Source organism: Sphingobacterium sp. UBA7855, from assembly GCA_002500745.1.
Taxonomy (GTDB): Bacteria; Bacteroidota; Bacteroidia; order Sphingobacteriales; family Sphingobacteriaceae; genus Sphingobacterium.
In genome coordinates, this window is the sequence record DLST01000001.1 from 159,258 (window position 1) to 171,566 (window position 12,309).

A 12,309-nucleotide genomic window follows, 5' to 3' on the forward strand; every position below is an offset into this window, starting at 1 on the left:
AATGTGCTATTGATGATCCCATCCACCACCTAGGGATCTATATATCGCTACGCTCGCTTTGAGTTGGTTGACCTTCTTCTCCACGAGCTCAAATTTGGATTCCAGGGCATCGCGTTGCGTCAGCAGAACTTCCATATAATCTGCGCGGGCGTATTTAAAAAGGTCGTTGGAAATACCGATAGACTCATTTAATGCATCCACCTCCTTGGTCTTAATTTGTAGGCCATTCTCTAAGTTTTTAATTTTAGAGAGCTGGTTGGCAACTTCAATATAAGCCGCCAGAATCGTCTGCTCATAATGGTAAACAGCCTGAACCTGACGTGCATTTGCGCTGTAATAAGCGGCTTTAATTGCCCGTTTGTTGATCAGAGGGGCGGTGAGTTCACCAACAAGGGAAGAAAGAAAAGATTCTGGCTTAATGAGATAAGTCGGATCAAAAGCTTGAAAACCTACTCCTGCCGCAATGTCCAAAGACGGGTAAAAGCGGGCTTTGGCCGATTTAATATCCAGTTTGGTTGCAGCAAGTTCATACTCCGCCTGCTTAATATCTGGCCTGTTCTCCAAGAGATCGGCCGGGATGCCTGCATAAACGGTTTGCGGAACAAGCTTATCAAATGATTGTTGATCCCTTTGAACCGGCTGCGGGAATCTTCCAACAAGGTAGTTTATTCTATTTTCTGTTTCTGTGATCTGCTGTTTGATGTCATACTGCATACCTTGGGTTTTCAATATCTGGGCTTCAAATCTTTTGACGGCAAGCTTATTGGATCGTGCATTTTTCTTCAAGTCATTGACGACAGCCAGCGCATTGTTTTGAATCTTTACATTCTCATTGATAACCAGGAGTTCATTGTCGAGTGCAAGGAGTTCATAGTAGGAATCTGCAATTTCAGCGATCAGATGAGTGACCATAAAGTTTTTGCCTTCTACACTTGCAAAATACCGCTGTAACTGAGCTTTCGTTGCGTTATGGAGTTTACCCCAGATATCTGTTTCCCATTGTGCTTGTACACCTACTCCAAAATCAAATAGCGGTTCAGGCATTTCACGGCCGGGTTCGATTTCTGTATTCTTTTCCATCGCTCCAATGTTCGTGTAACGACTCACTTTGTCGACTCCGGCACCAACTTTTACACCAACAGAAGGTAGATATTCACCTTTTTTGGCACTTACCTCGTTTTGGGCAATTTGAATTTCCTGAAGCATAATATGTAGCTCCTGGTTGTTTGCCAATGCCTGCCCGATGAGTACTTGTAAGTTGGGGTCCTTAAAATAGTTTTTCCAATTGATTTTTCCAGTATTCAAGGTGTCGCTTTCAGCATTACTATATTTCTCAGGTACGTTTTTATTTTCAGTACGTTGTTTTATTTCAAGTGGTTTGCAGGCCGCAAGACTAATCAAGAAAAGCGCGAAACCTGTATAGTGATATAATTTATTCTTATTCATAATGTATCATGTCTTCGCTTAATGGTGAATCTTCTTCGGCTTGAATCATTTTTCTTCCGTCAGCCAATTTTGCAAAAATATAGTAGAGTCCGGGGATCACGATAACGCCAAAGACCGTTCCGACGAGCATCCCCCCAAGTGCGGAAGCACCTATGGTGTGATTACCTATGGCACCAGCTCCGCTGGCAAATACGAGTGGAACAAGTCCAGCGATAAAAGCAAACGAGGTCATGAGAATAGGTCTGAAACGTGCTCGTGAGCCCTCAATTGCTGCCTCTAATATACTGTCGCCAGCTTGTCGCCTTTTCACGGCAAATTCCACAATGAGCACGGCATTTTTACCCAATAAACCAATAATCATAATCAGCCCGACCTGTGCATAGATGTCATTTTCAAGTCCCATAGCTTTTAAGAGGAAGAACGATCCAAATACACCAACTGGTAGCGATAACAATACCGCAAACGGGATGATGAAGCTTTCGTACTGCGCAGCAAGTACAAGATAAACGAAAACTAAGACGACTAGAAAGACATAAATAGCTTCGTTTCCACGTTGTGCCTCATCGTAGGAGAGGCCTTCCCACGCCACCTTGTAGCCGTGCGGTAATGTCTGAACTGCGGTTTCGTTGATTGCCTGAATGGCATCGGCCGTTGTATATCCATTGGCCGGAAGCCCGCGGATGGCGGCTGAATTGTACATATTGTAACGAGTAATCTCATTTGGTCCCTGTGTTTTTTTAAGGGTCATAAAGGCCGAATAAGGAACCATCTGATCATGATCGTTTTTGACGTATAGGTTCATGATATCCGAAGGTAACCTTCTAAATTCTGGTGATGATTGTACATAGACCTTGAAGAATTGACCAAAACGGATAAAGCCCTGTTCATAGGTACTACCGATAAGGATATTGAGATTATCCATGGCTTTACCTATCGAGACTCCTTTCTGCATAGCCGCATTATTGTCAAAAACCAGTTCGTATTGCGGGTAGTTGGCGGCAAAGAAAGTAAAGACTCCAGTCAGTTCCTTACGTTTCTTGAGATTGGCGATAAATGCTTTATTCACTTTATCGAAATCTTGGTAATCGGTGGTTCTATTGAGGTCGAGTAGGCGCATGGAGAAACCACCTGAAGAACCAAAACCCGGAACAGCAGGAGGTTCGAAGAACTCTACTGTGGCTCCTAAATTTTTAGATTTTTCTTCGAGTTCTTCCATGATCTCCTTCACTGAATGTTCACGTTCACCCCAGGTTTTGAGGTTGATAAGACAGGTTCCGGCATTCGATCCACGGCCTTCGGTCATGATTTCATAACCTGCCAGTGATGAGACAGATTCAACCCCATCTACCCCTTGACAAATCTTTTGGAGCTCTCTGGAAAGCTTGTTGGTTTGTTCGAGCGTTGATCCTGGAGGCGTCTGAATAATGGCATATATTGTACCTTGATCCTCACTCGGTATAAAACCTCCTGGTAGCGTTTTGTTAATGACGAAAATGCCGACACAGAAAGCGATTAAGATACCCCATGTCACCACTCTTCGGCTGGCAATTTTACGAAGTAAGGAGGCATATTTGCCGGTTATTTTATCGAAAGTTCGGTTAAAAACGTCAAGAGATTTAGTGAATACGTTTGATTTTTTTGGTTTACCGTGGTTATTTTTTAATAACATTGCGGCAAGCACAGGAGTAAGTGTTAACGCGACTACGGCCGATATCACGATGGAACTTGCCATGGTAATTGAAAATTGACGGTAAAATGTTCCGACAGGACCTGTCATAAATGAAATGGGGATAAAAACGGCTACCATAACAGCTGTAATGGCGATAATAGCACCTGCGATTTCGGCCATGACTTCTTTTACAGCACTGTACGGCGATATGGCACTTTCTTCCATTTTGGCATGTACGGCTTCAATGACTACAATGGCATTGTCTACGACAATCCCGATGGCAAGCACCAACGCAAACAAGGTCACTAAGTTGATCGACATGCCGAACCATTGGATGACGAAGAATGTACCTATCAACGAAACGGGCACGGCGATAATCGGAATTAAAGTCGAACGCCAGTCGCCCAGGAAAATAAACACGACAATAGCAACTAAAATAAAAGCATCGCGTAGGGTATGCATCACCTGTTCGATCGAAGCATCCAGGAATTGGGATACGTCATAGCTGATTTTATAGTCTATACCTGGCGGAAAGTTTCCTTTCATTTCAGCAAGTTTGGCCTTTACATCTTTGATAACGTCATTGGCATTACTACCATAGTTCTGTTTCAACACGATCGAAGCCGACGGATGCCCGTCCAAATTGGAATAGATATCAAAAAATTCACTCCCCAGTTCGACTTTAGCCACGTCTTTTAACTTGATGTTTTCACCGTCGCCGTTTGCGCGAACGATAATATTATCGTATTCTTCAGGTGTATTGTATTGTCCTTTATAGGTTAGGACATATTCGAGTGATTGCGCTGCAATACCCGAGCTTTGTCCCAGTCGACCGGGGCGTCCGATGATACTCTGTTCTCCTATTGCTTTCATCACTTCATCAACTGACAAGCTATAGGCGCGCATACGATCGGGATTTAACCAGACACGCATGGCATATCTACGGCTACCCAAAATCTGCGATTTGGCGATACCATGGATACGATTGATTTCGGGAATGATATTTACTGTTGCATAATTGTATAGGAACTTTTCGTCCATACTTTTATTTGTACTGTAGAGATTCACGTACATCAACATACTCGGCTGAATTGGATTAACGACGACCCCTTCCTTTTGGACAAGTTCAGGCAGAAGTGGCATCACCTGATCCACCCGGGTTTTGACCAATACGACGGCATCGTTGGGATTTGTGCCGGGGTCAAATACAACGTTTACGGTCGCTTCACCTGCACTGGTTGCATCTGTGGCGATATAGCGCATTCCTTGTACACCGTTGATGGCATTCTCAAGGGTAATCAGTGACGATTTTACAAGTACATCCGCACTTGCACCAGGGTAGGCAATAGATACCGCAACTGTGGTCGGTGCGATTTTCGGAAATTGCTCTGTAGGAAGTTGCTTGATAGCCAGACCTCCAATAAATAGGATGACAACCGATATGACAATAGCAAATACCGGTCGATGTATTACTTTTTTAAACATGATGCTGCTTTTTTAATTACTCTGCATATAAATCTAAGTTTGACATGACTTTCTCCGGCGTCTGATATTTGGATTCAATAGTCTGGTTTTCCTGTACCATGCGAAGTCCATTCAGCAGAATCTTTTCGTCCTTACTCAATCCGGAAGAAACAACATAGATATGTGGCAGTTCGGCAGCAACTTTTATTTCCCTAGCTTTTACTTTATTATCTTTTGTGATAACATATACATATTTTTTTTCAAGCTCCTCGAAAGTCGCTTTTTGGGGGATCATAAGCGCATTGTTATAGGGGGATGTAATGACAATATTCCCTGTCTCGCCATAGCGTAATAAGCCCTTTGGATTAGGGAAAGTCGCTCGGTAGGCAATATTTCCCGTTTCATTATTGAAGTCTGATTCGATGGTCTCGACAATCCCCTCATGACCAAATTCTTTTCCATTGGCCATGTTTAACCGTACATGCAGTGGGCTATTGTCTTTTTTTGCGTCCATTTGGTTGAGGTATTCCACTTCGGGGACATTGAAGTAAACCCACATCTTACTATTGTCGGACAGCTCAGTGATCAACTCGCCCTCATCCACAAGACTTCCTTTACGCACATGTAGCTTACCAACAATTCCTGAGAATGGTGCTACGATGTCGGTAAATTTGAGGTGCGTATTCATAGCGGCTAACTCAGCTTTGGCTTTTTCATATTTTGCTTTTGCCATTTCAGTTTCCTGCGGCGCTACAATATCTTTTTCAGACAGGTTTTTGGTGTTCTGATATTCGATTTCAGCATATTTTACCTCGGCTTTGGCGCGATTAACATCGGACTCATAGAGGTTGGGCATGATTTTAAAGAGGGGTTGTCCTTTTTGTACAAACTGACCCTCGTCGACAAATATCGATTGAATGTAACCTTTCTCCTGCGCGCGGAGTTCAATATGGTTAATCGAACGGATTTGGGCGACATAATCTTTATTGACGATGGTATCTTTGACCAAAGGTGTAGTAACGTTGAAAACTGCAGCTTCTTTTTTCTCTTTTTTTTCTGACTGGCAGCTTGTCGATAGCATAATAAGGCACAGGCTTGTATACATGAAGCTTCTCATGAACATGATGATAGTTTTTAATTATTTTCGAAAAATTGAACAATAGTGTAACATGCTTTCAATTGATTTTGAAAGCTATTTTGATGTTTTCTAAGAAAGTATTAAAAAATCACAGCCTGAAAACACTGTATTGGATATATAGTGCGTTTTTGCGGAGAGTAAGAGGTGTTGTATTTGCTAGCGAAACCGCGGTGAGCGTATTGTGAAATTGGGGGAGGAAACCGTTTATTATATTGCCAAAACTGTCTCCTGTAAGTGCGAATAAATTTGGGCTATTGGAATCATTTCCTGTGTCATCGTTTTCATTTTCATTTTCTGAAAAGTAAGCTCTTAATTTTTCGTGCCGATGACGTTTAGTTTTGCGAATGACTTTGGTTCCATAACCTTTGCTTTCTACCTGATGACTGTGGTGATTGGCCGCATGCAGGTGGAAGTCAGGTGAATATTTTGGTGTGGAAATAGCATACCAGCCAAAACTGATAAGTATTGCGTAAAATACGCTGCACACATATTGATGGAATTTTCCTTGCATCGCTGTGAGCAAATGTAATTAAACTTTAAAAATGATACAAGCGGTTTTGGGCTACAAATTTTAAAGTTTAAGTGAATTGTTACAAAATGTTTAAATTGTATGTTAACGCGTTTAAAATGCCTTATTTCCGAAACAGCTGATTTGTTGATTGCTATAAAATCTGACGCCTTTTATATGATCTTAATCCTTTCGATATGAACTAATGTATTCGTATTTTTGACTCGTTTTATCACCTGTTGTCTAGGATAATAACATGATGAGCTTTTGGTGAATGCGCATGACGGACAGCGTTTTGTCAATCTCAATCATAAGCATCTGGGTGAAATGTGGAATAATGTAGGATATAAAGTTTAGTTCAAATGTTTAGACACCAAGGAAGAGGAAGGAATTACATCCACAATTTGAAGTTAGCCTCAATTTTATCCTGTGTTGCGGGGCTGGTTAATATTACGGGAGTTCTTTCACTTAACACGTTGACCACAAATGTCACGGGGCACTTTGCTTTTTTTTCTGAGCAGTTGATTTTGACAAATTATAAAATGGCCTTGATTTATCTATGGTATATCGGCTTCTTTTTATTAGGAGCTTCTGTTTCAGGTTTCATTATTGAATTGGCCTCAAAAAAGAAATCCCATAATGCCTATATCATCCCAATTTGTATAGAATCTATTATTTTGATTTCTGCAGGGCTTCTCCCACTTTTCATCCGAATAGAACCACCGTTTGTAACGTTAATTTCATTCGCCCTGCTTTTTGCGATGGGACTTCAAAATGCATTAGTAACAAAAGTCTCCAAGTCCGTTGTCAGAACGACACATTTGACCGGATTGTTTACTGATTTGGGGATCGAAATTTCACAGTTGTTGTTTTATAGCGAAGTTGGTGAACGAGTGAAACTACACAAAAGTATTTTTCTTAAACTAATGATTATTGCAGGTTTTTTCATCGGAGGGATACTCGGAGGTTTTATGTTTCAATTTTTTAAATTGAAAACATTATTACTACCCGCAGTAATGCTTTTGTTTGCTTTGTGGTACGATCATATCCTGCTTCAGTTTTATCATCTGAAACGAAGTTTAAGACACGATGAATAGCATCGGTTAATTGAAGTTTTTTGCGATCAAGAAATTATCTTTTGAGCCATTTGTACTTTGGCAGAATCTTTGTGCCTCGTCGTTAACGATATTGAGTAATATAGCAATTGATATGAAAATAAGACTAACGGCCCTTCCATTTCTTCTATTTAATTTCCTCTTTTTGGTTGGATGTCATAATAATCAACCGATCAGAATGATTGATAAAGATGGAAATACACATTTGCTGACAAGAGAAGGTGATCGAAAAGGTGAATTAGGGCTAGAGCGCATTATCGCACGTGGTAATGACACGGTAATAACTATTGACGGTACAGGCCGTAAAATGATTTGGACAGCTTCCGATGTAACAAATATAGACACGACAAAGATTCAATACTATCTCAAAAAGAGAAATGGAAACAGTATTCATATTTATACACCAGTCGATGTCAATCAAAATTTTATAAATGTTGAGGATAGTCAAAATGTTTTGTCCGATCCTTATGATCATAAAGAAGAGAAAAAATCGCTACTGTAGCTTTTTTGTAGAAAGCTTAATTTGATTAAAAGAAATCCTAGCAGTATAAATGCTAGGATTTCTTTTTAGGAACTTTGGCACCTTCCTTTCGGGCTTCGGATAAGCCAATAGCAACAGCCTGTTTTTTGGAAGTTACTTTTTTTCCGCTGCCGGATTTCAATTTTCCTTCCTTCATTTCATGCATTGTCTTTTCAACTTTTTCGGATGCTTTTTCTGAATATTTTGCCATAATCGTGTTTTTTTAATGATCATTGAACACTTACTACAAGAAGAACAGCGGTTTAATTCCAATGGTTTGAACATTTTTGAACCCTATTCATTCAATTCATTTCCAACGTTAATCACGGCTTTGTTTGCTACTTTAATTTTTTCGAGGTCCATTTTTTGTATTTTACGGTCATAAGTCAACAGTCCATTGACTTCGTGTTCCACATCGGTAGTTTGCGTATAAATTGCGACACTAAGACCTTTGTATCGGAGCAGTTGCTCGACATTATCCATGAGGAATATATAGCGGTCGGTAAGTGCACCGATCGTGGGCTCGTAGGCATAAGCATTATTTTCGACAGGCCACATATGACCGCGGACAAATAGACCTACACCACCAAATTCTCCAAGCGAGGCGGCTCTTTTATCGTCAGGTTGTGAAGCTCCTTGAGGACCAACGTAGATGTGCGTATCCACAAAATCACCATTTCCGGGGTCGCCATACGCTTTCTGATAGGACGGATTGTTATTAAATCCGGAGTTCCCGTTTACTAATCGCGAAGGGTCGTATTGTTTGGTCCACGCTGTAATATTGCGTACATCGAATGCACCCCAATTCTCGTTAAACGGAACCCAAGCAATGATGGATGGCGAATTGTAGTGGTCGTCAATAATAGCTTTGTACTCGTCACGGAAAGCTTTTCGATAAATTGTTGTATCTTCTTCCGGATACCAGAGGCAGGGCATATCCTGCCACACCAGCAGCCCCATTTTATCTGCCCAGTAATAGAAACGCTGAGGCTCAGTTTTCATGTGTTTACGAATGAGATTATACCCAGCTTTCTTTGTGAATTCGATATCATATTTAAGGGCCTCTTCGGTAGGAGCTGTTAGTATTCCGTCAGGCCAGTATCCCTGATCTAACAAACCGAGCTGCATAACAAATTTGTTATTCAATAAAGGCCTTACAATTCCGTTTACCTGACCAAGTTTAATATCACGCATGCCAAAATAGCTCTTCACTTCATCGACAATTTCTCCGTTCTCCCCGTGGATACTTAATTTTAAATCGTATAAAAAGGGAGAGTCAGGAGACCAAAGTTGAGGATTATCGATAGGAATATTATACGCAACGCCGGTTTGTAGTACCGTTTTTGAAATTTCTTTCCCGCCTACTGAAACGATGGCTGTAACTTTTGACTTTTGGGAAGTATTGACCTGTAGTTTTAGCTGACTTTCGGCTACTTTAGGCAACAATTTGATTCCCTGTATATAGCTTTTATTTACTGGCTCTATCCATACCGTTTGCCATATTCCAGAGGAAAATGTATAGTCACCGCGAGGTCCATTTTTGCCTGAAGGATACTTACCGTCATTCTTATCATGCGCAGCTACGACAATATTATTGGTGCCAGACTTTAGAAACTCAGTGATATTGATCCAAAAGGAATCGTAACCGCCAGAATGGTTACCCGCCTTTTTTCCATTTACAAATACGGTCGCATCGTGATCCACTGCGCCAAAGTGAAGGATAATATCTTTCCCTTTCCAATGTTTAGGTAGTTCGAAGTTCCTATGGTACCAGAGGTTGATTTCTTGTTTGCGCTGTATTCCTGATAAATAGGATTCTGGGCAATAGGGGACAAGAATACTTTCCCGACTCTTATCAAAAGAAATCGGCATCACAGGGTTCAGCGCATTTGGAGCATTTTTCCCACCGATATAATCCCATTTACCATTTAGACATAGCCATTCGTTCCTTTCCATTTGAGGACGTGGATATTCGGAAAGTGGAATTTGTGTTTTTTTGGCTGTTTCGGTCCATGGAGTAGAAAGCAGGGGATCTTGTGCCAAGGCATTCATCCAACTGAAGAACGATAATACGAGCGCAAAAATTGAGGTTTGGGTTTTTATCATGGTACACTTAATTGGTAATTGTATAGTGAATATAAGTATACTAAAATGATTTAGTGCATTATAAAAGAAATGTTACTAGCCAATCGTTAAGCGTTGGTGTGGTTGTGATTTTAAAGAAATGGTGGGGAGTTTAAGCAGAAATGTAAAGGAGCAGCCTAAAGACTGCTCCTGTAGAAGTATGATTACCAGATTTTGATTCTTTCTTCTGGAGACTTGTATAGTTTGTCGCCCTGTTTAATGTCAAATGCTTTGTAAAAAGCATCCACGTTGATCAGTGGAGCAAAACTTCTGAAATATCCAGGGGAGTGTGGATCAGTCTTAACTTGGTTGATCATGTATTTTTCACTGGATAAGGTTCTCCATACAGTTGCCCAACTGAGGAAAAATCGCTGATCTTGCGTATATCCACTTATTTCGCCTGGATTTCCCTTATCCTTTAAATACATTTGAAGGGCATCATAGGCGATGTTGACCCCGCCTAAATCTGCAATATTTTCGCCGTTTGTAAACGTTCCGTTAACGAACGTACCTTTCACAGGTTCATATTTATCGTATTGGGCGGCCAGTGTTTTTGTTGCTTTTTCGAAATTTGCTTTATCTTCTGGTGTCCACCAGTCGACCAAGTTTCCGTCCGCATCAAATTGCGCTCCCGAATCGTCAAATCCATGGCTCATTTCATGGCCAATCACAGCGCCTATACCACCGAAATTGACCGCGGCATCAGCTTGTGCGTTGAAAAATGGAGGTTGCAGAATAGCTGCCGGAAACACAATCTCGTTGTTCACCGGATTGTAGTAGGCATTTACGGTTTGTGGAGTCATGCCCCATTCCGATTTATCGACCGCTTTTCCAATTTTAGCCAGATCTTTTTCATATCGCCAAGTGGTGATATGTTGAAGGTTAGTATACAGATTACCGCCTTTGTTTTCGGATAGAATATTTAATTTCGAATAATCTTTCCACTTGTCCGGATAGGCGACTTTTACGGTAAATTTGTTGAGTTTGTCAAGCGCTTTGCCTTTTGTGACGGAAGACATCCAAGTCAAATCGTTGATATGCACAGCAAAGCTTTTCTTTAGGTAGTCGATCAATTCGACCATTTGCGCTTTAGCTTCTGCTGGAAAATATTTTTCCACATAGAGTTTTCCAAAAGCTTCACCCAATGTGGAATTGATCAGTTCAAATCCTCTTTTATTTAATGCGCGTTGTTCTTGTTGACCTCTTAAATATTTGCCATAAAAAGCAAAGCGCATATCGCCTAATTTTTCACTTAAATAAGAAGCACTGCCATTGATCATATGGAATTTTAAGTAATCTTTGATGATAGGAAGGTTTTGAGCATTGACCAACTTGTCGAAGTTTTTGTAATAACCTAACTCTCCAATAATTACTTTTTGGGTGTTGACACCTACTTTTTTAAGGTACTCAGGTAGATTGACATTTTTAACCAATGCTGTTAATTCATCCATAGTCTGCGGGTTGTACTGCAGCGTATTATCTCGGCTCTGTTCATTGGTCAAGTAGGTTTTAGCGATACTTTTTTCGTAGTCAACGATTCCTTTTGCGGCAGCATCACTATTTTTATAGCCCAATTCTTTCAACATTGAAGCTACATATTTTTGGTATTCTGCAATAGCTTCTGTATTTTTTTCATTCTCTTTTTGATAATAATCTCTTCCTAATCCTAAAGTCGCATCGCCTAAATAGACCGCATTCATTTTAGAATCTTTCAAGTCAGCGTACACGCCCCAACCGTAAAAGTTGTTTTCACCTTCTTTTGTTACCGATATTAAATAATTTTGAAGATCTTTTAAATTTTTGATAGCGTCGATTTTGCTTAAATTTGCCTGAATGGGCTTAATGCCTTCGGCATTTCTTTTCTGCAAGTTCATATAGGAAGCATACAAATCTTGTATTTTTTGGCCCTCACTGCCTTCCGGAAATTTATCTTTTAATAAAGAGTTCAGAATTTTCATCGAATTGTTGTCCGTATCTTCTGCCAATTTATTGAAGCTTCCCCAAGTAGGTTTGTCGGAAGGGATTTTAGCAGTTTTCATCCAGGTCCCGCTCACATAATTGTAAAAGTCATCTTGTGGGCGTACGGATCTGTCCATCAAGCTCAAATCAAGACCTTTGTCGGAATTTGTATATCCTGTTTGCGCTTCCGCATGCTGAGTGTAGATTCCAGCCAAGAAAATTAAGGCAAGTGTTAGTTTTTTCATTGTTTTTTAACGTTGTATGATTTCAATAATTCAATCTGGAGATACGCACAAAATACGAATAAAATAGGGTAAATTATTTGCTTCGAATAATGGAAGCTGTATCAATCCTATCACTAATAAT

General features: G+C 40.4%; 9 protein-coding genes. 2 read left to right on the forward strand and 7 right to left on the reverse strand.

Annotated features, from left to right (window positions below; all coding sequences use genetic code 11):
• Window positions 1-6: 6 nt before the first annotated feature.
• The 4 genes from B2107_RS00650 to B2107_RS00665 all read right to left on the reverse strand — a co-directional run bounded on the left by B2107_RS00650 (window position 7) and on the right by B2107_RS00665 (window position 6,228).
• The gene (locus tag B2107_RS00650) at window positions 7-1,446 is read right to left on the reverse strand and encodes a TolC family protein (protein WP_293952154.1); all 1,440 of its coding nucleotides are present in this window, start codon (window positions 1,444-1,446) and stop codon (window positions 7-9) included.
• Window positions 1,439-4,600, reverse strand: coding sequence for an efflux RND transporter permease subunit (locus B2107_RS00655; RefSeq protein WP_293952156.1), 3,162 nt, complete (start codon window positions 4,598-4,600; stop codon window positions 1,439-1,441). The genes B2107_RS00650 and B2107_RS00655 overlap by 8 nt, the downstream gene beginning before the upstream one ends.
• Before the next feature lie 16 nt (window positions 4,601-4,616).
• Window positions 4,617-5,696 carry an efflux RND transporter periplasmic adaptor subunit gene (locus B2107_RS00660; protein ID WP_293952158.1) on the reverse strand — a complete coding sequence of 360 codons (1,080 nt, stop codon included), beginning with the start codon at window positions 5,694-5,696 and terminating at the stop codon, window positions 4,617-4,619.
• 109 nt (window positions 5,697-5,805) lie between these two features.
• Window positions 5,806-6,228 carry a hypothetical protein gene (locus tag B2107_RS00665; protein ID WP_293952183.1) on the reverse strand — a complete coding sequence of 141 codons (423 nt, stop codon included), beginning with the start codon at window positions 6,226-6,228 and terminating at the stop codon, window positions 5,806-5,808.
• A gap of 359 nt (window positions 6,229-6,587) precedes the next feature.
• On the opposite strand from B2107_RS00665, the gene B2107_RS00670 reads away from it, so the two are divergent.
• Together B2107_RS00670 and B2107_RS00675 are read left to right on the forward strand one after the other, a co-directional pair.
• Window positions 6,588-7,322: a YoaK family protein gene (locus B2107_RS00670; RefSeq protein WP_293952185.1), complete on the forward strand. Its 735-nt coding sequence runs from the start codon at window positions 6,588-6,590 to the stop codon at window positions 7,320-7,322.
• Window positions 7,323-7,434: 112 nt separating this feature from the next.
• Window positions 7,435-7,842 carry a hypothetical protein gene (locus B2107_RS00675; RefSeq protein WP_293952186.1) on the forward strand — a complete coding sequence of 136 codons (408 nt, stop codon included), beginning with the start codon at window positions 7,435-7,437 and terminating at the stop codon, window positions 7,840-7,842.
• Window positions 7,843-7,894: 52 nt separating this feature from the next.
• Here the strand turns inward: B2107_RS00675 and B2107_RS00680 are convergent, their stop codons facing one another.
• From B2107_RS00680 to B2107_RS00690, 3 genes are all read right to left on the reverse strand, one after another.
• Window positions 7,895-8,071, reverse strand: a complete 177-nt coding sequence (locus tag B2107_RS00680) for a DUF6496 domain-containing protein (protein WP_209577976.1) — start codon at window positions 8,069-8,071, stop codon at window positions 7,895-7,897.
• An 83-nt stretch (window positions 8,072-8,154) separates the two neighbouring features.
• Entirely contained in the window at window positions 8,155-9,966 is a 1,812-nt protein-coding gene (locus tag B2107_RS00685; RefSeq protein WP_293952188.1) for a glycoside hydrolase family 2 protein, read from the reverse strand.
• A gap of 182 nt (window positions 9,967-10,148) precedes the next feature.
• Entirely contained in the window at window positions 10,149-12,188 is a 2,040-nt protein-coding gene (locus tag B2107_RS00690; RefSeq protein WP_293952190.1) for a M13 family metallopeptidase, read from the reverse strand.
• Window positions 12,189-12,309: the final 121 nt, after the last annotated feature.

Excerpts from the sequence above, each read along its gene's own strand:
- B2107_RS00650 (WP_293952154.1), bottom strand. The coding sequence starts at position 1,446 with ATGAATAAGAATAAATTATATCACTATACAGGTTTCGCGCTTTTCTTG.
- B2107_RS00655 (WP_293952156.1), bottom strand. The coding sequence starts at position 4,600 with ATGTTTAAAAAAGTAATACATCGACCGGTATTTGCTATTGTCATATCG.
- B2107_RS00660 (WP_293952158.1), bottom strand. The coding sequence starts at position 5,696 with ATGAGAAGCTTCATGTATACAAGCCTGTGCCTTATTATGCTATCGACA.
- B2107_RS00665 (WP_293952183.1), bottom strand. The coding sequence starts at position 6,228 with ATGCAAGGAAAATTCCATCAATATGTGTGCAGCGTATTTTACGCAATA.
- B2107_RS00670 (WP_293952185.1), top strand. The coding sequence starts at position 6,588 with ATGTTTAGACACCAAGGAAGAGGAAGGAATTACATCCACAATTTGAAG.
- B2107_RS00675 (WP_293952186.1), top strand. The coding sequence starts at position 7,435 with ATGAAAATAAGACTAACGGCCCTTCCATTTCTTCTATTTAATTTCCTC.
- B2107_RS00680 (WP_209577976.1), bottom strand. The coding sequence starts at position 8,071 with ATGGCAAAATATTCAGAAAAAGCATCCGAAAAAGTTGAAAAGACAATG.
- B2107_RS00685 (WP_293952188.1), bottom strand. The coding sequence starts at position 9,966 with ATGATAAAAACCCAAACCTCAATTTTTGCGCTCGTATTATCGTTCTTC.
- B2107_RS00690 (WP_293952190.1), bottom strand. The coding sequence starts at position 12,188 with ATGAAAAAACTAACACTTGCCTTAATTTTCTTGGCTGGAATCTACACT.